Origin of the sequence: Micromonospora violae (assembly GCF_004217135.1) — a bacterium.
Lineage (GTDB): Bacteria > Actinomycetota > Actinomycetes > Mycobacteriales > Micromonosporaceae > Micromonospora > Micromonospora violae.
In genome coordinates this window covers 140856-163465 of the sequence record NZ_SHKK01000001.1, presented here as the reverse complement: position 1 = coordinate 163465, position 22610 = coordinate 140856, and the positions used below count along the sequence as shown (strand labels likewise).

Here is a 22610-nt window from a genome sequence, read left to right as displayed (position 1 = left end):
CGGGCACACAGGGAAGGCAGTGCCTAGTAAGGGTGTTGCACGATAGGTGAGCAACGAACGAAGAGATTGTTCATCGGTGACGACCAGAGGAGGAAGGCGATGACCCCGACCCTCACGCCGCCGCCCGAGACGGTGGCGCCCCCAGCCGCCGATGAACGGTGCGACCGCTGCAATGCTGCCGGGAAGCTCCGGATCACTCTGGCGGGTGGGAGCGAGCTGGTGTTCTGCGGGCACCACGCGAACAAGTACGCGGAGGATCTTGTGAAGATCACCGAGCGGTTCGCAACGGAGCCCGATTTCAGCTGGCGTGGCGCCGATCTGATGGCGAACTAAATCCGCAAACCGACATAGCCGGCCGGAGGCACCCAGAGGGTGCCTCCGGCCGGCTTTTTCTGTCCGGACGCTCCCCGACCCCACGTGATCCACTCGGTTTCCTGAAAGTCGCGCTTTCCGCCTCGCTCGGACACCGCGTCTTCCAGAAACCCGAGTGGATCATGCCGCGAGCGCGGGGCGCAGACCCCGACCAGCCACGCCCGGCCACGGCCGTGGCCGGCCACGCCCAGGGCCGGCCACGCCCAGACCCGGCCACGCCCAGACCCGGCCACGCCCAGACCCGGCCACGCCCAGACCCGGCCACGGCTAGGCCACCGGCCACGCCCAGACCACCGGCCCACGGCCGCTGGTGGCCGGGTCTAGAGGGTCTGCACGGTGGCGATGCGTTCCTCGAGCTGCTCGATGGTGGCCTGGGCGCTCGGTGGGCCGCCGCAGAGACGCCGCAGTTCGGCATGGATCTTGCCGTGCGGCTGGCCGGTCCGGTGGTGTCGGGCGGCCACCAGGGCGTTCAGTTGCCGCCGGAGCGCCACGCGACGCTGGGCGGCGCTCATGGGTGCCGGTGGTGCGGCTGTGGGCGCAGCGGCCGGCTGAGCGGCCCTGTCGGCCGTACGACGGCGTTGGGCGGCGAGTTGTGCGGCCTGCCGCTTCGTCAGCAGCAGCGAAACCTGGTCAGCGGTGAGCAGACCGGGCAGACCGAGATATTCCTCCTCCTCGGGGGTGCCGGCCTGGGCCGCCGTGCCGAACGACGCCCCGTCGAAGATCACCTGATCCAGCTCGGCGGTGGCCGAGAGCGCCGCGAACCGCTTCTCCAACTCCCCGCTGGCCTGGTCGTCGCGCTGCGCACGTTCCAGCAGGTCGTCGTCGAAACCGTCGGCTTCCTTGGGTTTGCCGAGGACGTGGTCGCGCTCGGTCTCCATCTCGCTGGCCAACCCGAGCAGGTGCGGCACGCTGGGAAGGAAGACCGACGCGGTCTCCCCGGGCCGCCGGGCCCGCACGAACCGGCCGATCGCCTGGGCGAAGTAGAGCGGCGTGCTGGCGCTGGTGGCGTAGACCCCAACCGCCAGTCGCGGGATGTCAACCCCCTCGGACACCATCCGCACCGCGACCAACCACCGCTGGTCGGACGCCGCGAACGTCGCGATCCGGGCGGACGCGCCCTGGTCGTCGGAGAGCACCACGGCGGCCTTCTCGCCGGTCACCTGCTCGATCAGCTTGGCGTACGAGCGGGCGGTCTGCTGGTCCGTGGCGATGATCAGACCACCGGCGTCGGCCATCCCCGCGTTGCGCAGCACGGTGAGTCGGGCGTCGGCCGCCCGCAGCACCTGCGGCATCCAGTCGCCGGCCGGGTCCAGGGCGGTACGCCACGCCTGCGCCACCAGGTCCTGGGTCATCGGCTCGCCCAGCCGGGCCGCCAACTCCTCCCCCGCGTTGGTACGCCAGCGGGTCTCCCCGGAGTACGCCAGGAAGAGCACCGGCCGGACCACCCCGTCGCGCAGCGCGTCGGAGTAGCCGTACACCGAGTCGGCGCGGGAGCGCATCAGCCCGTCCCCGCCCCGCTCGTAGGTGACGAACGGGATCGGATTGTCGTCGGAGCGGAACGGCGTCCCGGTGAGCATCAGCCGGCGTACGGCGGGTTCGAAGGCGGCCTTCACCCCGTCGCCCCAGGATCGGGAGTCGCCGGCATGGTGGATCTCGTCGAGGATGACCAGGGTGCGTCGGGTCATGGTCCGCCGACGGTGCACCTGTGGGGCCATCCCCACCTGCGCGTAGGTGACGACCGCCCCGTGGAAGTCGGCCGCGGAGTGGACGTCGGCGTTGCGGAACGCGGCGTCGAGCTGAATGCCCACCCGGGCTGCGGCCTCGGCCCACTGGTTCTTCAGGTGCTCGGTCGGCGCGACCACGGTGACCGCTTCCACGGTGCCGTCACCGAGCAGCTCCGCCGCGATCCGTAGGGCGAAGGTCGTCTTGCCGGCGCCCGGCGTGGCGACCGCGGTGAAGTCCTCGGTACGACGACGCAGGTACTCCACCAGGGCCTTGCGCTGCCAGGCGCGTAGCGCCGGGAACGTCTCGAGCACCGGCGTCCGGGCTGCCACGCGAAGCTCCTCTCCGACCGCACGATGGCGGACCCCGGGCGAGGGCCACGAGGATCCGCCGCCCATGAAAACGCCTCCGCGCAGAAGCTGCCGCGAAGGCCGACTCAGCATAACCAGGACGGGCCGTCGGGCCCAGGCGACGCCACGCTGGTCACATCCGACGACCGGCTCACCAGTCCCGGTCGGTGCGGGGATCCGCCCCACCGGCGCGCGGCGGACGCAGCGTGGCGATCGGGGCGGACCAGCGTCGACGCAGCGCGATCAGGCGCAGCCCGAAGACCAGTACGGCGGCGGCGGTGAGCGGTGCGGGACCCGTCTTCCCGGTGACGTACAGCAGCACCACCAGCACCGAACCGGCCAACGCCGCCAGCGCGTAGATCTCCCGGCGCAGCACGACCGGGATCTCGGCGGTGAGGAGGTCACGGCCGAGCCCGCCGCCGATCGCGGTGAGCATGCCGATCAGGCAGGCGCCGACCGCCGGCACCCGGGCGTCGAGCGCCTTGAGCGTGCCGGTGACGGTGAACAGCGCCAGACCGGCCGCGTCCAGCACCAGCACGGTCGTCCGCAGTCGGGCCAGTTGCGGGTGCAGCCAGAAGACGGCGAGCGCGGTGATCGCGGCGGTGGCCGCGTACCGCCAGTCGGCGAAGGCCAGCGGCGGCACCTCGTCGATGACCAGGTCGCGGAAGATCCCACCGCCGAGGGCGGCGACGAAGCCGACGAACGCGACGCCGAACAGGTCGAGTCGCTTGGCCACCGCCGCCGAGGCCCCGGACGCGGCGAACACCGCCACTCCGGTCAGGTCGGCGAGGAGCAGGGCGGTGGAGGTGGTCACCGCCGCAGGCTACGTCGCCGGCCGGAGCACCGGCCGAGGTTCACTCGCGGTAGGAGTCGTAGATCTCCTTGCACTTGGGGCAGACCGGCGAACCCGGCTTGGCCGCCTTGGTGACCGGGAAGGTCTCGCCGCAGAGAGCGACGACGAAAGTGCCCATGACAGCACTCTCGGCGATCTTCTCCTTACGGACGTAATGGAACATCTCGGGACCGGTATCGGCGTCCTTCAGCTCCGGACGCTCGAGAACCTCTGTGCTCACGTCTGCACCTCCAACCGTCAAGTTTGGCAGGTCATCACGGCCGGGTCCACTTGAGGCCGACCGAGACCCCACCCCGTACGGTGCCCGTGTGACTGACTTTCGCATCAGCTACGGCACCGAGGTGGCCGAAGCCCTGCGCGACGGCCGTCCCGTCGTCGCGCTGGAGAGCACCATCGTCTCGCACGGCCTGCCCCGGCCGGAGAACCTCCGGGTGGCCAGGGAGATCGAGCGGGCGGTTCGGGACGCCGGGGCCGTCCCGGCGACGATCGGCATGATCGCCGGTGAGCTGGTGGTCGGCCTGGACGACGCGCAGCTGACCAGGCTGGCCACCGTCGACGGCGTGACCAAGCTCTCCGTCCGCGACCTCGCGGTGGCTGCCGCGACCGGCGCGGACGGCGCGACCACGGTGGCCGCGACCAGCGCGGTGGCCGCCGCCGCCGGGATCGGCGTGTTCGCCACCGGCGGGCTGGGCGGGGTGCACCGGGAGGCCGCGCACACCTTCGACGAGTCTGCGGACCTGGTCACCCTTGCGCAGACCCCGATCGCGGTGGTCTGCGCCGGGGTCAAGTCGATCCTCGACGTGGGCGCGACGCTGGAGCGCCTGGAGACCCTCGGGGTCGCGGTGCTCGGTTACCGCACCCGCCGGTTCCCCGGCTTCTACCTCACCGACGCTGGCTTCGACCTGGACTGGTCGGTGGACTCGCCCGAGCAGGTCGCCGCCGTGCTGGCCGCCCGCGACGAGCACGCCCTGCACACCGGCGGGCTGCTCATCGCCAACCCGCTGCCGGTCGACGAGCAGCTCGACCCGGAGTTGCACGACCGGACGCTCGCCGAGGGCCTGGCCCGACTGGAGCGGGACGGGATCACCGGCAAGGCCGTCACGCCGTACCTGCTCGCGTACTTCCACTCGGCCACCGAGGGCGCGAGCCTGGCGGTGAACGTGCGGATCATCCTGCGCAACGCCGACCTGGCCGCGCGGATCGCGGTCGCCTCGGCGGCCCGCAGCACCACCGTCGCGGCATGACCCGAGCGGCCCGGGTGGTCGTCGTCGGGGACGTGATCACCGATGTGGTCGCCGTGCTGTCCGGGCCGCTCGCGGCCGGCTCGGACACCAGGGCCGAGATCAGTGTCGGCGGCGGCGGCCAGGCGGCCAACACCGCCGCCTGGGTCGCCGCGCAGCGGGTGGACGTCACGCTGGTCGGCGCCGTCGGTGACGACGACGCCGGGCGGGACCGGGTGGCCGAGCTCGGCCGGGCGGGCGTCGACTGCGCGATCGAGCGGGTCGAGGGCGCGCCGACCGGCACGGTCATCGTGTTGGCCGCCGACGACGAGCGCACCATGGTCAGCCAGCGGGGCGCGAACCTGCGGTTGAGCGCCGCGCACGTCGAGCAGGCCCTCGCGGCGGTGCCCGACGCTGGGCATCTGCACCTGTCCGCGTACACCCTGTTGGACGCCGAGTCGCGCGGCGCGGGGCTGCGCGCGCTGGCCGTCGCCCGCGAACGCGGGCTCACCATCAGCGTCGACGCGGCCTCCGCGGCGCCGCTGCGGCGAGTCGGTGCGGCGGCGTTTTTGAGTTGGGTACGCGACATCGACCTGCTCCTGGTCAACGCAGATGAAGCCGCGGTGCTGGCCGGCGGGCTGGATCCGGCGGCGCAGGGGCGGGCGCTGTCGGCGACGGCCCGGCGGGTCGTGGTGAAGCGCGGCGCGGCCGGCGCGGTCTGGGTCGACCGCAGCACGCCGGTCTGCGTGGCTCCGGCCCGCCGGGTGGCGGTGGTGGACGTCACCGGCGCGGGCGACGCCTTCGCGGCCGGCCTGCTCACCGCGTGGCTCGCCGGCGCCACCCCGGCCACGGCGCTGAGCCGCGCCACCGACCTGGGCGCGCTGGCCGTCTCCACGGCCGGGGCACGGCCACAGCCGTAGCAGCGGCGGCGGCCGGCGCACCGCCACCGCCCTGGGTGCGCGAACCCTGACCCGCTCGCGGGTCAGGGTTCGACTCGTGTTTTGACCGTTCTGTGGGCAGGGTGGTTTGGCGGTGTGGTGGGGGTGTGTTCGTGGTGGTGTGGGTGAGGGCTGTCATTTGCCCTTGTGGACGGCGTTTTTGCGGATGATCGGGTAGCGGGTTCGGCGTTTGCGGCGTTTCCCGGCGGGGCGGCCGGGTCCGGGGTGTCCGGGTTTCGGGTTGCCTGGTGGTTGCCAGGCGTTGCGCAGAGCGGGCGAAACCTGCCGGCGTGTCTGGCCGGGGGTCGGGCTGGTGGTGGTGGCGGGTTCCCAGGGCAGTCGGTGGTGGGTGATGTGGGTGCGGGCGCAGAACAGGTGTAGGTAGGCGTAGGCGTGCAGGCGTAGCCAGGTGGTCAGGGTGCCGGGCTGGCGGGGGTGGAAGTCCGGGGCCTGGGCGGTGCTCTTGAGATATCGGAAGTAGTGCTCGATGTCGAAGCGGGCCAGGTAGGTCATGACCAGGGTGAGTAGGTCGCGGCGGCGGCCGGAGTACCAGAGAGCGAGGTCGCCGGCGCGGCGGCTGGGGCGCAGGTGTTGGACCCGGGCGAGGAGCACGCTGCCCTCGACGATCGGGAGGGTGCCCTGGCCGGTGAAGCCCCGGCTGGCGCGGGTGAGTTTGGGATGGACCTGATGCCAGGCCCGGACGGTGACGGTGCCGTAGATACCGACCGGGCCGCTGACACCGGTATCCGGGGGTAGGCCGGGCTCGCGCAGAGCGAGGCGGAACCCGTGCCGGCGGGGCCGGCCTCCGAGGGGGTGAGCGGCCCGGCGTTCGGGCCGGGTCCACATGGTCTGCGAAGTCGCCAGCCTGACTAGCACGTCCGCGGGAATCCCGCGCTCGCGCAGCAGATGGGTGATCCGGGCCGCGGGATAACCGGAGTCCAGCAGAAACAGTGACGGATCGGCCGGGCGGGCGCCGTCCTGGGCGCAGACTCGGGTGATGTGGTCCACGGTGACCTCCACCAGATCGTCGTCGGAGGCGATCCGGTCGGCCAGCACCGGCACGACCCACGAGTCCGGAGTCAGAGACAGCCGCACGACATGCTGATACCGCCACCCCGTCTTGATCAGCGCCGTGCCGCGGGGCCCGCCGGGGGTGTACTGCGGCTGCCGGTCCGGGCTGGTGGCTGCGGTCGGCCGCGGCCACGCGGTGGTGTCAACGGCATACACCCGCGGCAGACCGGACCGCGTGGCGATCTCGCACGCCGCCCGTAACGCCCGGCCGGTGTCGATCTCGCCGTCACGTAACGCCCGGTACGCCGCAGCGTGCCCGGTGACCGTGCTCAGCGATAGATGCGCCGGGCAACCACACCGGCCCTGATCAGCGGCCAACTCGTCGACCAGCGAGAACAACGTCCGTGACCGGGACGCGAGAACGCCCTCGTACAACTCCCGCCGCCACGCATCCAACAAGATCCGGCCCAGCTCGCTGTCACCGGCACCGGTAGCCGTTACGCTTCTCATCGAGGACCCTGCCCATTGATGATCTTTGTGTGAGAACTCAGATCATGGACAGGGTCCTCCCCATTCCGCTAGACCTCGACCACCACGAATCCCCTCGATGGTCAAAACACGAGGCGAACCCTGACCCGCTCGCGGGTCAGGGTTCGACGTCGATGACCTTGTGCGGCCGCGCCTCGGCGGTGAGGCTCATCGGCGGGGTGTCGTCCCGTTGGCTGGGGTGGAACCGGTTGGCCAGCCGGTGCTGCTCCTTCGGCGGCCGGTCGTTGGCCAGCAGCACGGCCAGCCAGGGGATGAGCACCATGCCGAGGCCGCACAGCGGCAGCCAGAGCCAGAGCATTGGGGCGTTCGCACCGACCAGAATCGCGCCGACGATGATGCACAACACCCGGATGCCCATCATCAGGACATAGCGGCGCTGGCGACTGTTGAGCTGATCGTCCTGGCTGCGCGAGGCGTCGGTGATCAGAATCGGCTGGTACGCCTGACGCTTCACCATGGACCTCCTCGAGGGGGTTACGCCTCATCCTGTCACCGCAGGCCCCTGATCAGCGAACTTCACGTCATCCCGTCGCGTGTTACGCGCGTGGTACGCTCCGCCTGTGGGCAGCAGGTTCAGCTTCACCGACGAGGCGTTGGCCAACCTGAGGGTCTACGACGTCACACCCGGGGAAGTCTGGGAGGCGCTGCACAGCGCCCGACGGGTCATCCGCCATCTGGGCGACGACGTGATGGTGGTCTACGCCGCCGCCCGGAGGGGCCGCCGGCTGGCGGTGCTGCTCGCCCAGGCCGATGGCACCGACAACGACTGGGACATCCTCTCCGCCCGCGAGCTGAGCGACATCGAGTCCAAGCGCTACGACGAGGCCGTGCGGAGATCTCGCCGATGAGGAGGCCGTGACGATGCACCGTAACGACGCGACCAAGCAGTTCCACGGCGGCGGCGACCGGATCGCCGAGCTGATCGACGAGAGCCCGGCGGCGGAGCTGCCCACCCCCGACAGCGACGTGCCGATGGTGAGCCGCTCGGTGCGGTTGCCGCTGGACACCTACGAGCGGGTCCGCGCCGCCGCCGACGCCCGGGGCATCGGCGTCACCACGCTGATGCGCCAGTGGATCGAGGCCGGCCTGGCCGACCTGGACGACTCGGCGACCGTTTCGCTGGCCGACGTCCGGCGCGCGCTGGCCTCGCTGGCGCACCCCACCGCCGCCTGAGCGTCAGCCCTTCGCAGCCTTCGCCGCCGCCTTCATCTGCTGCTTGAACTCCCGCACCCGGCGCAGCGAGTCGGCGTCGGTGACGTCGGCCACCGACCGGTACGCGCCCGGGTCGCCGTAGTCCCCGGCCGCCTTCCGCCAGTCCTGCGGGGTCACCCCGAACCGCTTGCCGAGCAGGGCCACGAAGATCTGCGCCTTCTGCTTGCCGAAGCCGGGCAGCGCGGAGACCCGACGCAGCAGCTCCGGCCCGTCGGCGACCTCGGCCCAGAGCAGCGCCGCGTCCCCGTCGTAGCGCTCCACCAGCACCTGGCAGACCTCCTGCACCCGCGCCGCCATGGCCTTCGGAAACCGGTGCAGCGCGGGCGGCTGGGCGAAGAGCGCGACCAGCGCCTCCGGGTCGTACCCGGCCAGCTCCGTCGCGTCCAGCTCATGGCCGAGCCGCTGGGCGAGCACGTACGGCGAGGAGAACGCCTTCTCCATCGGCACCTGCTGGTCGAGGACCATGCCGAGGAGCAGGGCCAGCGGGCTGCGCTCCAGCAGCTGGTTGGCCTCCGGGTCGATGGGCAGTACGAGGGTCATGCGCACCATCCTGCCTCGCACGCCGATCCGGGCGGGCACCGACGCTCCGACACCTACCGGCGGGTGCCGCTGACCCGGGACGCCACGGAGGGCAGGATGTCGGGGTGGACGAACACGACATGCTGCTCTCCCCCGCCGGCGTCGACGCGCTGCGCACCGCGCTGGTCCAGACCGGCTTCACCAGCCACGGCATCGCCGAGAGGCTGGGCGCGCAGGCGACCGCCGCGGTCGCCCGCAACGACTATCGGGCCGCGCTGCGCGCCACCGAGGACGGCGACCCGCTCGGCACCCTGATCCGGGTGTTCATCTGCGACCAGACCGAGCCGGAGGCGGCGGTGGCCGCCGCGCTGGTACCTCTGAGCCTGGCGGAGGCGCTGACCGGCGGGCTGGTCGAGCGGTACGGCGGTGGCCTGCGCGCCGGCGTCGACCTGGAGCCGTACGGGGACGACTGGTGGGTGCTCGCCGACGTGCCGGCGAGTGCCCGGCCGGGTCTCCCGTTGCACGCCGAGCACGTCCTCGGCATCGGCGGGGCGACCCACACGCTGATCGGCGCGACCATGCGCCGGCCGGTCGACACCGCGCTGGACCTGGGCACCGGCTCCGGCGTCCAGGCTCTGCACCTGGCCACCCACGCCAGGTCCGTGACCGCCACCGACCTGTCCGAGCGGGCGTTGCGCTTCGCCGCGACCACCGCCGCCCTCAACGGTCAGGACTGGGAGCTGCTCCGTGGCGACCTGGTCGCCCCGGTGGCCGGGCGTCGGTTCGACCTGGTGGTGAGCAACCCGCCGTTCGTGGTCGGCCCGGGTACGACCACGCACGTCTACCGCGACTCGGGCCGGGTCGGTGACGCGATCGGCGCCGAGCTGGCCGCCGCCGCCCCCGGCCTGCTCACCGAGGGTGGCACCATGCAGTACCTGGCGAACTGGGTGCACGTCGCCGGTGAGGAGTGGGACGAGCGGGTGGCCGGCTGGTTCGCCGGGACCGGCCTGGACGCCTGGGTGATCCAGCGCGAGGTGGCCGATCCGATGGCGTACGTCGACCTGTGGCTCACCGACGTCGGCGAGACCGCCGACCCGCAGCGGATGGCCGCCTGGCTGGACTGGTTCGACGCGCACAAGGTGGAGGGGATCGGCTTCGGCATCGTGTCGCTGCGCCGGGGCGGCCACGCCGACCCGGTGGTCCGCGTGGAGGATCTGCGCCAGCAGGTGCAGCCACCGCTGGGTGACCAGGTCGCCGCCTGGTTCGACCGCCAGGACTTTCTCCGGGTACGCGACACCGAAGCGTTGCTCGCCGAGCGCTACCGGGCCGCCGAGGGCCTGCAACTGCGGCAGGAGGCCACCATGGGCGACGAGGGCTGGGGGGTGGACCGGCAGGTCCTCGCGATGCCGCACGGCCTGCGCTGGACCGAGGAGATCGACCCGCTGGTACTGGCGCTGGTCGGCGGGGCAGACGGCCGGTTGCCGCTGCGCGACCAGCTCGCCCTGCTCGCCGCGGCGCACGACGTCGAGCCCGACGAGATGGCCGAGGCCGCCGGCCCGATCGTGGCGCACCTGGTGGAGCGCGGCTTCATCGAGCCGGTGAGCGCCTGATGCCGGCGGTGGGCCCGGTGGCCGGCTCGGCAGCGATCCCGGCGGCGGTCGACTGATGCGTGCCGTGGTGCAGACCGTCGGGCGGGCGAGTGTGACGGTGGACGGCGAGGTGGTCGGCGCGATCGAGAACGGCCTGCTGGTGCTGCTCGGGGTGACCCACACCGACACCGCGCAGACCGCTCAGACGATGGCCCGCAAGGTGCACGAGCTCCGCATTCTGGACGGCGAGCGGTCGGCGGCCGACCTAGGGGCGCCGATCCTGGTGGTCAGCCAGTTCACCCTCTACGGCGACGCCCGCAAGGGCCGCCGCCCGAGCTGGACGGCGGCCGCCCCCGCCGAGGTGGCCGAACCACTGGTGACAGCTGTCGTCGACGCGCTACGTGAACGAGGCGCCAAGGTCGAGACCGGCCGCTTCCGCGCCCACATGCTCGTGGAGAGCCAGAACATCGGCCCCCAGACCCTCCTCCTGGACCTCTAGGGACAACAGCGGTGATCAAGAGGTTTGCGTCAGGATTCGGGCTCGGTATGACGCAAACCTCTTGATCACCGGGGCAGGCCGATGGGGTGGGGTGGGGTGGGGTCAGGAGAAGAGGCCTCGGCGGGTTAGGGACTGGCGCAGCCAGTTGTCGAGCTCGGCGGTCCAGTCGGTGCGGTCGGCGGTCGCGTAATCGACAGTGAACCGGCCGAAGGCGTCCCGGCCCTCGGTGAAGACCCCACCGCGCTTGTCGACCTCCAGCACCACCTGCATCTGCCGCGCGTCGGCGATGAAGGTGACCTCCAACTGGTTGATCGAACGCGCGTACTGCGGCGCCGGGTTGAACTCGATCTCCTGGTAGAACGGCAACGTCTGGTGTACGCCGTAGATGTGACCGCGCTCCACATCGGCGCGGGCGAACCGGAAGCCCAGCCGCAGCAACGCGTCCAGTAGTCGTTCCTGCGCCGGCAGCGGGTGCACCGACACCGCGTCCAGGTCACCCTTGTCGACCGCGCGGGCGACCTCCAGCTCGGTACGCAGGCCCATCGTCATTCCGTGCAGGCGCTGCCCGTACAGCTCGGTGACCGGTGTCTCCCACGGCACGTCGAAGCGGAACGGGATGTCGTAGCGCTGCCCCGGCTCCAGCCGGAACGCGCCGGTGACCGGCTGGCGGTGGAACTCCTGAGTGGTGTCGTAGTCGTTGTCGCCGCTCTCGACCTCGACCCGGGTGACCAGGGCGAGGGCGACGTGGTCGATGTCGACCTGGTGGTCGCCGCCCAACACCTGGATGCGGCCCTCCAGCTGACCGCCCGGGCGGCAGTTCGGGTTGGCCAGCACCGTCTCCACCGACGGGCCACCGACGCCCATCGCCTTCATGAGCCGCTTGAAGACCACACCGTCCTCCATCTGTCGTCCGCAGCCGACCAGAGGTGGCCAACCGTCCGCAAGGTAGCCGGGGCGGGCAACCACACAGCGGGACGACACACCGCACCAGCGATCCGACCCAATTCCTGTCGGGTGCCCGATCGCCTCACTCCCGTTTTACGCCCTGCCCGCCAAGCTGTTTGTCACACCGGCACCGCTGGGCCGGGAACGCGGCACAGACGTGGAAACGGGGAGATAGAGATGGTCCTGCAGATGACGGAACACCGGACGCGCCCGGCCACCACGACCGACACTGACGGGGCCTCTGAGACCCTGGTCGACCTGGACGCCACCGACGAGCGCGGCATCTCCACCGACCTGGTCCGGGCCTACCTCAACGGAATTGGCCGGACGAAGTTGCTGACCGCCGCGCAGGAGGTCGACCTGGCACGGCGCATCGAGGCTGGCCTGTTCGCCGACGAGAAGCTCGCCACCTGCACCCCGGTCTCCGCGGAGCTGCGAGCCGACCTGGAGCTGATCGTCGCCGAGGGGCGGGCGGCCAAGGACCACCTGCTGGAGGCGAACCTGCGGCTGGTGGTCAGCATCGCCAAGCGCTACACCGGCCGTGGCATGGCGTTCCTCGACCTGATCCAGGAGGGCAACCTCGGCCTGATCCGGGCGGTGGAGAAGTTCGACTACGCCAAGGGTTACAAGTTCTCCACGTACGCCACCTGGTGGATCCGGCAGGCCATCACCCGCGCCATGGCCGACCAGGCCCGCACCATCCGCATTCCGGTGCACATGGTCGAGCAGGTCAACCGGATGGTCCGGGCCCGCCGCGAACTGGCGGTGACGTTGGGCCGCGAACCGACGGTTGCCGAGGTCGCCCGCGCGCTGGAGATCCCCGAGATCCAGGTCATCGAGCTGATCTCCTACGACCGGGAGCCGGTCAGCCTGGACCAGGCCGTCGGCGACGACGGTGAGAGCGCGCTCGGCGACTTCGTGGCCTCGGTGGACCCGCGTACCGAGCCGGGCGACGCCGCCGCCCAGGGCGAGCTGCGCAACGAGGTCAGCATCGTGCTCTCCACCCTGTCCCAGCGGGAGCAGGCGGTCATCCGGCTCCGGTTCGGGCTGGATGACGGCCGGCAGCGCACCCTGGACGAGGTCGGCCGGGAGTTCGGCCTGTCCCGGGAGCGGATTCGGCAGATCGAGAAGGTGACGTTGTTGAAGCTGCGCGCCCCGGAGCGGGCCCAGCGCCTGGAGGCGTACGCCTGCTGACGCACCGGTTCCCACGGAAGGCCCCGGCGGTTCGCCGGGGCCTTCCGTGCTGTCGGGATGGTTGACTGGAACACCTATGCGCTGACCGGCGACGCGAGGAGACCGGCCGTGAACTGGACCCTGGAAGTGGTGATCGTGCCGGTCTCCGATGTGGACCGGGCGAAGACGTTCTACGCCGACCAGCTCGGCTTCACGGTGGACCACGACACGGTGATCAGCGACGAGGCGCGCATCGTCCAGCTGACCCCGCCCGGCTCCGGCTGCTCCATCGTGATCGGTAAGGGCGTCGTACCGCAGATGCCGCCCGGATCGCTCAAGGGCCTGCAACTGGTGGTGCCCGACCTGAAACGGGCCCACGAGGAGTTGGTCGGGCGGGGTGTGGAGGTCAGCGAGATCCAGGTGGTGGGTCAGAACCCCCGGCCGGTGCCGGATCCGCTGGACAACGTCGGCTTCGTCTTCTTCGCCGACCCGGACGGCAACACCTGGGGCGTCCAGCAGATCTCCAGCCGCGCCTGACCGGGCAGGCTCACAGGCGGCGGGGGCCGGTGTCCGGGCGGGCGGCCACGCCCCCCACCCCGACGTGGGCGTGCAGGACCGAGATGCCGTCCGGGCGGGCGAGAACCGGGTTGAGGGTCAGCGATCGCACCCGGGGCTGTTCGTCGGCGAGCTGACCCACCCGCAGCAGCAGATCGGCGAGGGCCGCCCGGTCGACCGGCGCGGCGCCCCGGTGCCCGCGCAGCAACGGCGCCGCCCGGGGTTCGTCGACCAACTCGGCCGCGTCCCGGTCGGTCAGCGGCACCGCCCGCCAGGCCCGATCGCCGAGCAGTTCGGTGGCGACCCCACCGAGACCGAAGCCGACCACCGGCCCGAACGCGGGGTCCTCCACCACCTCCACCACGCACGCCACCCCGGGTGGAACCATCGGCTGGACCAGCGCGTCCGGGCCGAAGGTCGCCGCCACGTCGGCGTACGCGCGACGGAGGGTCGGCTCGTCGGCCAGGTCGAGCCGCACCGCGCCGAGGTCGAGCCGGTGCCGCAGCCCGGGGGCGGCCGCCTTGAGCGCCACCGGGAAGCCCAGCCGCGCCGCCGCGTCGACCGCCGCGTCGACCGAGTCGACGGGCACCGAGGCCACCACGTCGATGCCGTACGCGGCCAGCAGCGCACCGGGGTCGGTGGCGTCGGCCCGGAGCGCGGCCTGTGCGGCAGCCAGGTCGAGGTCGGGCAACTCCGGTGCCACTCCGGGCGGGCGGCGGAGCCACTCGGCGTACCGGTGTGCGCGGGCGAGCGCCCGGACCGCCTCCTCCACGCCGCCGTACGCCGGCACCCCCGGCGGTAGCCGCCCGACCAGGAACGTCGCCACAGTCGGCTTGCCCAGCGCGAGGGCGGCCGGCAGCGCGGCGGTCACGTCGGCGTCCACCTCGGTCAGCTGGCCGGGTAGCGGTGGCGCGAAGACCACCACCAGGGCGTCCACCCGATCGTCGGCGGCCGTCTCGGCGAGAGCGGCGGCGAACTCGGCGGCGCCGGCGCTCGGCCCGACGTCGCGCGGGTAACCGTCGGCCACGTCGAGGCCGTGCCCGAGACAGGCGGTCGCGGCGAGCCCGGTGAGGGCCGAGGAGTTGCCGACCACACCGACCCGGCCGCCGGCCGGCAACGGCTGGTTGGCCAGCAGCACACCCACGTCGAGCAGCTCCGGCACGGTGTCCACCCGGATCACCCCGGACTGGGCGAAGAGCGCGGCCACCGCCACCTCGTCCGGCCCGGCGGCGTCGCCGACCCCGGGTGGGCGGGCCGGTGAGGCGAGCGCGACGACGGGCTTGCCGCGGCCGATCCGCCGGGCCAGCCGGGCGAACTTGCGTGGGTTCCCGAAGGTCTCCAGATAAAGCATGATCACGTCGGTGCCGGGGTCGTCCTGCCAGTACTGCAGAAGGTCGTTGCCGGAGACGTCGGCCCGGTTACCGGCCGAGACGAAGCTGGACAATCCGAGGCCACGCCGGTCCGCCTCGGCGAGCAGCGCCACCCCGAACGCGCCGGACTGACTGAAGATGCCGACCCGACCGGCCGGCGGCAGCGCCGGGGCGAGGGTGGCGTTGAGGCGTACCGTCGGGTCGGTGTTCGCCACGCCCAGACAGTTCGGGCCGACGACCCGCATTCCGGCCGCGTGCGCCGCGCGGACCAGCGCCCGCTGCGTGGCCGCGCCCTCGGGGCCGGCCTCGGCGAAGCCGGCCGAGATGACCACCAGGCCGTGCACCCCCGCGGCGGCGGCGTCGGCGACCACGGCGGTCGCCGCCTCCGGCGGGACCGCCACCACCGCCAGGTCCACCGGCGCACCGGCGTCCACCGCCGACGGGTACGCGGGCAGACCCGCCACGGTCGACGCGCTCGGATGCACCGGCACCACCGCACCGGTGAACCCGCCGTCGCGCAGGTGCCCGAGCACCGCCGCGCCGACGCCCTGGCCGGTGGCGCTGGCACCGTAGACGACGATGCCGCGCGGGGCGAGCAGCCGGGCGATCGAGCGGGCCTCGGTACGGTGCTCCCGGCCGCGCTGCACCTCCAGGCTCGCCTCGGTGGGCGCGATGGGGAAGCTCAGGTGGACCACGCCGTCGGCGTACTCCCGTTGGACCTGGTAGCCGAAGTCGGCGAAGACCCGCAGCATCGTCCCGTTGGCCGGCAGCACCTCCGCGACGAAGCTCATGATGTCGTTGCGGCGGGCCGCGTCGGCCAGATGCTCCATCAGCACCGAGCCGATGCCGCGACCCTGGTAGGCGTCCTCCACCACGAAGGCCACCTCCGCCTCGGGGGCCTGCGGGCCGAGCCGCTCGTACCGGCCGACGGCGACGATCTGGTCGGCGGCCAACACCACGAACGCCTCCCGGTCGTGGTGGTCCACGGTGACGAAACGGACCAGATCGCGTTCCGGGATGCGCGGGTACGGCGAGAAGTACCGCAGGTAGCGGGTGCGCTCGGAGAACCGGCTGTGCATCGCCACGATGCCCGGCGCGTCGGCGGGGTCGATCGGTCGCAACTGGACGGTGCTGCCGTCGCTGAGCAGCACGTCGACCGGTTGGTCCAGGCTCGTCACGGAAACGGCCCGGCTCAGTCCCGCGGATCGTGCGGGTCGAGCCCGAGCAGCGGGAACACCGTCTTGCGGGTGGCCGCGATCGCCCGGTCCACCGCGTTCGGCTCGCCGGTCGGCTGCCACGGCTCGTACGACGGGTCGGCGTCGTCGGTCATCCGCAGCGGCACCTCCCGGCCCAGCCTGCGTGCGGCGACCAGGTCCCGCCACGCGGGTGGGGTGAGCGTGGCCGGGTCGATCGGGTCACCGGTGGCCACGGCCAACAGGTGACTCCAGGCCCGGGGCACCACCTCGACGAGCGCGTACCCGCCGCCGCCGGTCGCCACCCACCGGCCGTCACACAACTCGTCGGCGAGCGCCCGCATCGCCAGGTAGGTGGCCCGTTGCCCGTCCACCGTCAGGTTCAGGTCGGCGAGCGGATCCAGTCGGTGCCCGTCGGCGCCGCACTGGCTGACCAGCACCTGCGGCCGGAACGCGCGCAGCACCGACGGCACGATCGCGTGGAACGCCCGCTGCCAGCCGGTGTCGTCGACGCCCGGCGGCAACGGCATGTTGACCGCGGTGCCCTGCGCGCCCGGCCCACCCGTCTCGTCCGGGAAACCCGTGCCCGGGAAGAGGGCCAGTGGGGTCTCGTGCAGGCTGACCGTGAGCACCCGCGGGTCGTCCCAGAAGATCTGCTGCACCCCGTCGCCGTGGTGCACGTCGACGTCCACGTACGCGACCCGCTCGGCGCCCAGGTCGAGGAGGCGGGCGATGGCCACCGCGGGGTCGTTGTAGACGCAGAAGCCGGAGGCCCGGGCGGACATCGCGTGGTGTAGCCCACCGGCCACGTTGACCGCCCGCCGGGCTTCGCCACGCCAGACCGCCTCGGCGGCGGCCACCGTCGCACCGGCGATCAGCGCGCTGGACTCGTGCATCCCCTCGAAGACCGGGTTGTCGGAGGTGCCCAGCCCGTACCCGGCGAAGAGCGGGTCGCGCGGCGCGTTGCGCACCGCGGCGAGGTAGGCCGGTGCGTGCACCCGGGTGAGCAGCTCGTCGTCGGCGGGCACCGGTTTGACCACCCGCACCCCCGGCCGATCCAGGACGCCCAGTTCGCGGGCGAGCGCGATGGTCAGCTCCACCCGGACCGGGTCGAGTGGATGGTCACCCATGTCGTAGGCGAGCAGCGACTCGTCCCACACCACCACCGTGTCGTCGGACATGGGCCCATCGTCGCACGAGGACCTGCGCGGGCGCGCCACACGCGCTGGTCAGTGGCCGGGTGTCGGCCCGGAGGCGACCGGCCGGGCCGGGTCGGCCACCCAGTTGCTCCACGATCCAACGTAGAGCGCGGCGTCGGTGTGGCCGGCCAGATGCAGCGCGAGCACCGCCTGCGCGGCGGTCACTCCCGAGCCGCAGTACGCCCCGACGGTCCGCCCCTCGGTCACCCCGGCGGCGGCGAACCGCTCGCTCAGCACGTCGGCGGCCAGGAAACGTCCGTCCGGTCCGACGTACTCCCCGGCGGGCAGGTTCGCCGCTCCCGGCACGTGCCCGGCGACCGGGTCGATCGGCTCGACCTCCCCCCGGTAGCGAGGCGCCGCCCGTACGTCGAGCAGCACGGCGTCGTCCGCGGCGGCCAGTGCGGCGGCCTGCCCCGCGTCGAGCACCGGGAGGTCACCGGGGCGTACCACGACGTCACCGGGGGGTGGGGTCGGCGCGTCGGTGGAGACGGGCCGGCCGGCGGCGACCCAGGCCGGGTAGCCGCCGTGCAGCAGGCGCACCGGGCGGTGCCCCGCCCACCGCAGCGTCCACCAGGCCCGCGCGGCGGCCATGCCGTCGCCGCCGTCGTACACCACGACGGGGTGACCGGCGTGGACGCCGGCGGCCCGGAGCGCGGCCTGCAACGCGCCCGGGTCGGGCAGGGGGTGCCGACCACCGAGGCCCGGCGCCCCACAGAGCGCGGTGTCCAGGTCGACGAAGACCGCCCCGGGCAGGTGGCCGGCGAGGTAGTCGTCACGGCCAGGTGGGCCGACGAGTCGCCAGCGGACGTCGAGCAGGGTGGGCGGATCGGCCTGGTCAAGCTCGGCGACGAGCTGATCGACCTCGACCAACAGCTCCTGGGTACCGGACATGGCGACCATCCAACACCATTCGCGTCAACGGCACGCGGCTCGGCGGCGGTCGCCGGCCCTTCTCCGAGGTAGCATCGTGCACCGGAGGGCCGCTGACGTTATGAAGTCTCACGACCTGGTCGACACGACCGAAATGTACCTGCGCACCATCCTCGAACTGGAAGAGGAGGGGGTGCCACCGCTGCGTGCCCGGATCGCCGAGCGGCTGCAGCAGAGTGGCCCCACCGTGAGCCAGACCGTCGCTCGGATGGAGCGCGACGGCCTGCTCACCGTCGAGGGTGACCGGCACCTGACGCTCACCGCGCTGGGTCGCGGCACCGCCGTGTCGGTGATGCGTAAGCACCGCCTCGCCGAGCTGCTGCTGGTCAACGTCATCGGGATGCCCTACGAGGAGGCCCACGAAGAGGCCTGCCGCTGGGAGCACGTGATGAGCGACGCGGTGGAGAAGCGGGTGTACGACCTGCTCAACCGGCCGACCCGCTCCCCGTACGGCAACCCGATCCCGGGGCTTCAGGAGCTGGGTTCACCGGCGGCGGAGACCACCGACGCGGCCGAGGGCGAGCGCAACCTGGCCTTCCCCGGCCTCTCCGGGCCGGTCGTGGTGCGCCGGATCTGCGAGAGCGTGCAGAAGGACGCCGACGTGCTGCGCCAACTGCACGCCGCCGGTGTCGACCCGGGCGTCACGGTGACCGTGGCCCAGGAGCGCGACGGGGTGTCGATCGACCGCTCCGGTGACCGGGTCCGGCTGCCCCGCGAGGTCGCCTCCCGGGTCTTCGTCGCCGCCAACTGACCAACCGGGCATCCGCGCGTCACAACGCCCGGGTGTCCACCTTTTTCGCCAGCGCGGTCAGGTTGCCGGTCAGCTTCTCCACCGCCGACCGCTCACTGCCACGGGGTGCGGTCCAGCTCACCGTGGCCAGCCGTCCGTCGCTGGCCAGCCAGCCCACCTCGGCGACCGGCCCGCGCCCGCTCGCCGCGGCGGTGGTCCGCTTGTACGCCTGCTGACCCAGCCCGGTGACCTTCGTCGCCTTGTCCGGCACCACGTCCGCGCCGAAGGTGGTCTTGTCGATCGTGGTCTCGGTCACGCTGAGCGTCAGCTCCGGCAGGGTCGCGCCGGCGGCCCGGACCACGCAGGTGTGGGTGTCGCCCTGTTCGCTGGACGCCGCCACGTCGAAGCGCACCTTCACCGCCTGCTCGATCACCGTGAAGTCCAGCAGACGGCACGCGCCGCCCGACGAGGCCGCGGCGACGTCCACCGCGATCGGCACCGGGGGCGGCACCGCCACCGGTTCCGCCTCGTCGGCGCAGCCGCTCAACAGCAGCCCGGCCAGCCCGGCGACCACGATCCGACCGCGCACATCCCACCCTCTCGCCGACCGACGGCAGAAGCGCCCGCCGGGTGTCCGTCGGACACCGTACGGGGTGTCGGTGCCGCACGGAACCCCCCGTTGATGCCCTATTCCGACACTGCATCATCCACGTACGGGCAGTGTCGGCAGCCGCGCCCGCAGCACGTGCCTCGACCGGCCAGGAAACCAGCACTGAGCACGAACAGTCCGCTCGCCGGGTCGAGGTAGCCGGCCGCACCGGCAGCCAGCGCGGCAGTGTGCGCGGCGAGGATCCGGGCCCGGTCGGGGTGCTCCGGCGGCAGCCGGGACAGGTGCGGCTCGGTGAGCGGCCGGTCGGCCAGGGGTCGTCGCTCTCCGCTCACCACAGCAGTCTAGGGACGGTTCGTGGTCGGCCTCCCGCTGGCTGGGTGCGCGACATGCCCCGGCGTCGTCGCGGTGGGTCGGTCGTTTCGTCGTACGGTTCGACGACGATCGGTTCGACACCTGTCGACGCGTACGGAGGGGACACGATGCGGAAGATCGTTGTGCAGATGAGCCTGTCGTTGGACGGGTTCTTCGAGGGCCCGGGTGGCGACATCGGCTGGCACCAGGTCGACGAGGAGTTGCACCAGCACTTCAACGACGTGATCGCCCCGATGGGCGGGTTCCTCAGCGGCCGGGTCAGCCACGAACTGATGGCCGCCTACTGGCCGACCGCCGATCAGGCCCCGGGCGCCAGCGGCCCGGAACGCGAGTTCGCCCGGATCTGGCGGGACATGCCGAAGATCGTCTACTCGCGCACGCTCGACCACGCCGACTGGAACGCGACGGTGGTGCGCGAGGTCGACGTCGAGCAGATCCGCAAGCTCAAGGCCGAACCGGGCGGCGACCTGGCACTCGGCGGGGCTGACCTGGCCGCCACGTTCGCCCGACACGACCTGATCGACGAGTACCGGATCTACGTCCACCCGGTGCTGGTGGGTCGGGGCCGCCGGCTCTTTCCCGACGCCGAGACTCCAGCCGCCTTGCGACTGGTGGAGAGCCGCGTCTTCGGCAACGGCGTGGTCCTGCTCCGTCACGAGCGGGTCCGCTGACCGATCAGCGCAACGGCTTGAGTCTCCACCGGGGGGAGACGCGAGGGTGGGGGCATGAGCGAGGAGACACGGCACACGATCGGCGACCTGGCCCGACGGACCGGCCTGAGCGTCAAGACCATCAGGTACTACGCCGACAGCGGAATCGTCCCGCCGAGCGACCGGAGCCCGGCCGGCTACCGCCTGTTCGACGGCGCGGCGGTTGCTCGGCTGGAGCTGGTCCGGACGCTGCGTGAGCTGGGCTTGGACCTGGCCACCATCCGGCGGGTGGTGGACCACGGGGTGCCGCTGCACGAGGTGGCCGCCGCGCACGCCGAGGCGTTGGCGGTGCAGATCCGGGTGCTGCGGCTGCGTCAGGCGGTGCTCACCGTGGCGGCAGGGCGCGGGTCGAGCCTGGCTGAGGTGGACGAGTTGCACCGGTTGGCCCGGCTCAGCGCGCGTGAACGCGGGCAGTTGGTGGCGGACTTCCTGGACGGCGTCTTCGCCGGCCTCGGCGACCAGCCCGCGTACCGGGGCGTGGTCGTCTCGTTGACACCGGAGCTTCCCGACGACCCCGGCACCGAGCAGGTCGAGGCGTGGCTGGAGCTGGCTGAACTGTGCCCGGAGCCGGACTTCCAGGCCCGGATGCGACGGTTGGCGCGGCAGCACGGCGCCGACCACGACGTTCCGGGCCTGCCCCGCCCGGACGCCGTCGCGGTGGTCCGGGATGCGGTCGCCCCCGCCCTCGCGGCCGGTCTCGACCCGACCAGCCCGGACGCCGATCCGGTGGTGGCGGCCGTCACCAGCCGGTACGCGAGCCTGCACTGTCACTCGGGCGACGCCGACGTGCGCCAGCGGTTGCTCGACCGGCTGGTTCCGGCCAACGACCCCCGCCGGGACCGCTACCTCGACCTGTTGGCGGTGCTCAACGGCTGGTCGACCGGCGAGCCGACCGTGCCGGCGGTGGACTGGTTCATCCGAGCCCTGCGCGCCCGGATGCCCGAACCGGCTCGTTGAGCTGACCGGCGTCAGCCGAACCAGGTCATCTCCTGGCCGTGGCCCCGGGCCCAGGCCAGTGGCTTTCCGTCCAGGGCGAGGACGTTGTGCAGGGCATCGTTCGGCGGGTCGGGCAGTCCGTCGTACCGGAGCACCTCCGGTCCCTCGTTCGCGATCCAGTGCCCCGGCAGCCCACGGACCAGCCGGACGAACGCCTCCCGGCGTGCCAGCGGCACCTGGTAGAGCACGGACGTGTGGAAGACCACCAGCGTCGCGTCGGTCGGCGCCCGCGCGGCCAGCGCCGGCAGGTCGTCCACCAGGTCGCCGCGGACCAGCAGCGGCGGATCGGCCGCGGCGACCGTCACCGCGGCCCGCAGCCGGGCCCGCCGGTGCGCGTGCTCCGGCCAGATCAGCGCGTCCAACCAGGACACGTCGTCGGGGTCGGTCACGTCGAGCGGGTTGAGGTCCAGGCCGGCCCGCCACACCACCTGGGGTACGCGGGCCGGCGGCACCAACCCCACGGCCGCGCAGTCGAGAATCGGCTCACCGGAGCCGACCTGCTGGTCGCCGTAGCGGTAGGCGTACCGGTCGGGGTAGAGGCACAGGCCGGCCGACGCGCCGACCTCCAACAGGGCGAGAGGCTGCGGCAGCGCGGCCAGCAGTGGCAACAGGACCGCGCACCGACCCGCCTCGTTCGTCTGGGTGGCCCGGGTGAGCAGCTCCGCCTCGACGGCGGGCCAGTGCGTCACCACGTAGTCGTGGAAGGCGACCGGGTCGTCGACCGGGCCACCGAGCCAGCGGACGACACCGAACAGCAGATTCGGCTGCCGCTTGGCCGGCGGCAGCCCATCGAGCAGGGCGAGCAGGCCGTCGTCGCGGGCGACGGCCTGCGACAGGCGCTCGTACGTGGGTGACGCGCCGCGCGCCTCACGGCTGCCGAACTCGGCGTACGCCCCAGCGGTCGTCATGGCCCCATCGTCGCAGCCCATTCCTCGACATTTCAGCCCCCATTTCGGTGTGCTGACTCACCGGCCTCGTAGAGTGCTGCGTCGG

General features: G+C 72.5%; 25 protein-coding genes. 12 read left to right on the top strand and 13 right to left on the bottom strand.

The features are described 5' to 3' along the window. The first annotated feature begins 99 nt into the window (after window positions 1-99). Window positions 100-333: a DUF7455 domain-containing protein gene (locus tag EV382_RS00755; protein ID WP_030337431.1), complete on the top strand. Its 234-nt coding sequence runs from the start codon at window positions 100-102 to the stop codon at window positions 331-333. 359 nt (window positions 334-692) lie between these two features. On the opposite strand, the gene EV382_RS00750 is transcribed toward EV382_RS00755, so the two are convergent. The 3 genes from EV382_RS00750 to EV382_RS00740 form a co-directional block, all read right to left on the bottom strand. Then, window positions 693-2426, bottom strand: coding sequence for a DEAD/DEAH box helicase (locus tag EV382_RS00750; RefSeq protein WP_130399747.1), 1734 nt, complete (start codon window positions 2424-2426; stop codon window positions 693-695). A 169-nt stretch (window positions 2427-2595) separates the two neighbouring features. Further along, on the bottom strand, window positions 2596-3258 hold the full coding sequence (locus EV382_RS00745) for a trimeric intracellular cation channel family protein (protein WP_130399746.1): 663 nt from the start codon (window positions 3256-3258) through the stop codon (window positions 2596-2598). Window positions 3259-3298: 40 nt separating this feature from the next. Beyond that, the gene (locus tag EV382_RS00740) at window positions 3299-3517 is read right to left on the bottom strand and encodes a DUF3039 domain-containing protein (protein WP_007456912.1); all 219 of its coding nucleotides are present in this window, start codon (window positions 3515-3517) and stop codon (window positions 3299-3301) included. Between the two features lie 88 nt (window positions 3518-3605). Between EV382_RS00740 and EV382_RS00735 the strand changes: the two genes are divergently transcribed. After that, the gene (locus tag EV382_RS00735; protein ID WP_130399745.1) at window positions 3606-4541 is read left to right on the top strand and encodes a pseudouridine-5'-phosphate glycosidase; all 936 of its coding nucleotides are present in this window, start codon (window positions 3606-3608) and stop codon (window positions 4539-4541) included. Then, entirely contained in the window at window positions 4538-5437 is a 900-nt protein-coding gene (locus EV382_RS00730) for a carbohydrate kinase family protein (protein ID WP_130399744.1), read from the top strand. Before EV382_RS00735 ends, EV382_RS00730 begins: the two co-directional genes overlap by 4 nt. Window positions 5438-5590: 153 nt before the next feature. Here the strand turns inward: EV382_RS00730 and EV382_RS33185 are convergent, their stop codons facing one another. Both EV382_RS33185 and EV382_RS00720 read right to left on the bottom strand, forming a co-directional pair. Further along, complete coding sequence (locus tag EV382_RS33185; RefSeq protein ID WP_244236484.1) at window positions 5591-6976, bottom strand: transposase; 1386 nt, start codon at window positions 6974-6976, stop codon at window positions 5591-5593. A gap of 136 nt (window positions 6977-7112) precedes the next feature. Next, window positions 7113-7472: a DUF3099 domain-containing protein gene (locus EV382_RS00720; RefSeq protein WP_208758276.1), complete on the bottom strand. Its 360-nt coding sequence runs from the start codon at window positions 7470-7472 to the stop codon at window positions 7113-7115. A 103-nt stretch (window positions 7473-7575) separates the two neighbouring features. On the opposite strand from EV382_RS00720, the gene EV382_RS00715 reads away from it, so the two are divergent. After that, on the top strand, window positions 7576-7863 hold the full coding sequence (locus EV382_RS00715; protein ID WP_244236483.1) for a hypothetical protein: 288 nt from the start codon (window positions 7576-7578) through the stop codon (window positions 7861-7863). Window positions 7864-7876: 13 nt separating this feature from the next. Further along, window positions 7877-8188: a hypothetical protein gene (locus tag EV382_RS00710; protein WP_130408285.1), complete on the top strand. Its 312-nt coding sequence runs from the start codon at window positions 7877-7879 to the stop codon at window positions 8186-8188. A gap of 3 nt (window positions 8189-8191) precedes the next feature. Here the strand turns inward: EV382_RS00710 and EV382_RS00705 are convergent, their stop codons facing one another. Further along, complete coding sequence (locus tag EV382_RS00705; RefSeq protein ID WP_130399742.1) at window positions 8192-8776, bottom strand: HhH-GPD-type base excision DNA repair protein; 585 nt, start codon at window positions 8774-8776, stop codon at window positions 8192-8194. Window positions 8777-8871: 95 nt separating this feature from the next. Here EV382_RS00705 and EV382_RS00700 point away from each other — a divergent pair, with 95 nt between their 5' ends. Beyond that, window positions 8872-10356 (top strand): DUF7782 domain-containing protein, encoded by a 1485-nt coding sequence (locus EV382_RS00700; RefSeq protein WP_208758275.1) that lies wholly within the window; start codon window positions 8872-8874, stop codon window positions 10354-10356. A 55-nt stretch (window positions 10357-10411) separates the two neighbouring features. After that, on the top strand, window positions 10412-10834 hold the full coding sequence (dtd, locus tag EV382_RS00695) for a D-aminoacyl-tRNA deacylase (RefSeq protein ID WP_130399741.1): 423 nt from the start codon (window positions 10412-10414) through the stop codon (window positions 10832-10834). Window positions 10835-10936: 102 nt separating this feature from the next. On the opposite strand, the gene EV382_RS00690 is transcribed toward dtd, so the two are convergent. Further along, complete coding sequence (locus EV382_RS00690; protein ID WP_130408281.1) at window positions 10937-11725, bottom strand: sporulation protein; 789 nt, start codon at window positions 11723-11725, stop codon at window positions 10937-10939. Between the two features lie 231 nt (window positions 11726-11956). On the opposite strand from EV382_RS00690, the gene sigB reads away from it, so the two are divergent. Both sigB and EV382_RS00680 read left to right on the top strand, forming a co-directional pair. Beyond that, the gene (gene sigB / locus EV382_RS00685) at window positions 11957-12973 is read left to right on the top strand and encodes an RNA polymerase sigma factor SigB (RefSeq protein WP_130399740.1); all 1017 of its coding nucleotides are present in this window, start codon (window positions 11957-11959) and stop codon (window positions 12971-12973) included. Window positions 12974-13081: 108 nt separating this feature from the next. After that, window positions 13082-13489 (top strand): VOC family protein, encoded by a 408-nt coding sequence (locus EV382_RS00680; RefSeq protein WP_130399739.1) that lies wholly within the window; start codon window positions 13082-13084, stop codon window positions 13487-13489. Window positions 13490-13499: 10 nt separating this feature from the next. Here the strand turns inward: EV382_RS00680 and EV382_RS00675 are convergent, their stop codons facing one another. From EV382_RS00675 to EV382_RS00665, 3 genes are read right to left on the bottom strand one after another with little or no spacing between them, the layout of a single operon-like run. Then, complete coding sequence (locus tag EV382_RS00675; protein ID WP_130399738.1) at window positions 13500-16055, bottom strand: bifunctional acetate--CoA ligase family protein/GNAT family N-acetyltransferase; 2556 nt, start codon at window positions 16053-16055, stop codon at window positions 13500-13502. A gap of 14 nt (window positions 16056-16069) precedes the next feature. Further along, on the bottom strand, window positions 16070-17251 hold the full coding sequence (locus tag EV382_RS00670; protein ID WP_130399737.1) for an acetoin utilization protein AcuC: 1182 nt from the start codon (window positions 17249-17251) through the stop codon (window positions 16070-16072). Between the two features lie 48 nt (window positions 17252-17299). After that, entirely contained in the window at window positions 17300-18160 is an 861-nt protein-coding gene (locus tag EV382_RS00665; protein ID WP_130399736.1) for a sulfurtransferase, read from the bottom strand. Between the two features lie 100 nt (window positions 18161-18260). On the opposite strand from EV382_RS00665, the gene EV382_RS00660 reads away from it, so the two are divergent. After that, window positions 18261-18950, top strand: a complete 690-nt coding sequence (locus tag EV382_RS00660) for an iron-dependent transcriptional repressor DtxR (protein ID WP_130399735.1) — start codon at window positions 18261-18263, stop codon at window positions 18948-18950. Between the two features lie 19 nt (window positions 18951-18969). On the opposite strand, the gene EV382_RS00655 is transcribed toward EV382_RS00660, so the two are convergent. Together EV382_RS00655 and EV382_RS00650 are read right to left on the bottom strand one after the other, a co-directional pair. Next, window positions 18970-19518: a hypothetical protein gene (locus EV382_RS00655; RefSeq protein ID WP_130399734.1), complete on the bottom strand. Its 549-nt coding sequence runs from the start codon at window positions 19516-19518 to the stop codon at window positions 18970-18972. A 98-nt stretch (window positions 19519-19616) separates the two neighbouring features. Further along, window positions 19617-19871 (bottom strand): DUF5522 domain-containing protein, encoded by a 255-nt coding sequence (locus tag EV382_RS00650; protein WP_130399733.1) that lies wholly within the window; start codon window positions 19869-19871, stop codon window positions 19617-19619. Window positions 19872-20018: 147 nt separating this feature from the next. Here EV382_RS00650 and EV382_RS00645 point away from each other — a divergent pair, with 147 nt between their 5' ends. Beyond that, entirely contained in the window at window positions 20019-20582 is a 564-nt protein-coding gene (locus tag EV382_RS00645) for a dihydrofolate reductase family protein (RefSeq protein WP_130399732.1), read from the top strand. A gap of 54 nt (window positions 20583-20636) precedes the next feature. Further along, window positions 20637-21578, top strand: a complete 942-nt coding sequence (locus tag EV382_RS00640; RefSeq protein WP_130399731.1) for a MerR family transcriptional regulator — start codon at window positions 20637-20639, stop codon at window positions 21576-21578. A gap of 11 nt (window positions 21579-21589) precedes the next feature. Here the strand turns inward: EV382_RS00640 and EV382_RS00635 are convergent, their stop codons facing one another. Beyond that, entirely contained in the window at window positions 21590-22525 is a 936-nt protein-coding gene (locus tag EV382_RS00635) for a DUF2332 domain-containing protein (RefSeq protein WP_130399730.1), read from the bottom strand. Window positions 22526-22610 lie beyond the last annotated feature (85 nt).

What these genes read in the sequence shown, in the direction of transcription:
- EV382_RS00660 (WP_130399735.1), top strand. Translation starts at nt 18,261, where the DNA reads ATGAAGTCTCACGACCTGGTCGACACGACCGAAATGTACCTGCGCACC.
- dtd (WP_130399741.1), top strand. Translation starts at nt 10,412, where the DNA reads ATGCGTGCCGTGGTGCAGACCGTCGGGCGGGCGAGTGTGACGGTGGAC.
- EV382_RS00730 (WP_130399744.1), top strand. Translation starts at nt 4,538, where the DNA reads ATGACCCGAGCGGCCCGGGTGGTCGTCGTCGGGGACGTGATCACCGAT.
- EV382_RS00670 (WP_130399737.1), bottom strand. Translation starts at nt 17,251, where the DNA reads ATGTCCGACGACACGGTGGTGGTGTGGGACGAGTCGCTGCTCGCCTAC.
- EV382_RS00710 (WP_130408285.1), top strand. Translation starts at nt 7,877, where the DNA reads ATGCACCGTAACGACGCGACCAAGCAGTTCCACGGCGGCGGCGACCGG.
- EV382_RS33185 (WP_244236484.1), bottom strand. Translation starts at nt 6,976, where the DNA reads ATGAGAAGCGTAACGGCTACCGGTGCCGGTGACAGCGAGCTGGGCCGG.
- EV382_RS00705 (WP_130399742.1), bottom strand. Translation starts at nt 8,776, where the DNA reads ATGGTGCGCATGACCCTCGTACTGCCCATCGACCCGGAGGCCAACCAG.
- EV382_RS00755 (WP_030337431.1), top strand. Translation starts at nt 100, where the DNA reads ATGACCCCGACCCTCACGCCGCCGCCCGAGACGGTGGCGCCCCCAGCC.
- EV382_RS00635 (WP_130399730.1), bottom strand. Translation starts at nt 22,525, where the DNA reads ATGACGACCGCTGGGGCGTACGCCGAGTTCGGCAGCCGTGAGGCGCGC.
- sigB (WP_130399740.1), top strand. Translation starts at nt 11,957, where the DNA reads ATGGTCCTGCAGATGACGGAACACCGGACGCGCCCGGCCACCACGACC.
- EV382_RS00720 (WP_208758276.1), bottom strand. Translation starts at nt 7,472, where the DNA reads ATGGTGAAGCGTCAGGCGTACCAGCCGATTCTGATCACCGACGCCTCG.
- EV382_RS00665 (WP_130399736.1), bottom strand. Translation starts at nt 18,160, where the DNA reads ATGTCCGGTACCCAGGAGCTGTTGGTCGAGGTCGATCAGCTCGTCGCC.
- EV382_RS00645 (WP_130399732.1), top strand. Translation starts at nt 20,019, where the DNA reads ATGCGGAAGATCGTTGTGCAGATGAGCCTGTCGTTGGACGGGTTCTTC.
- EV382_RS00640 (WP_130399731.1), top strand. Translation starts at nt 20,637, where the DNA reads ATGAGCGAGGAGACACGGCACACGATCGGCGACCTGGCCCGACGGACC.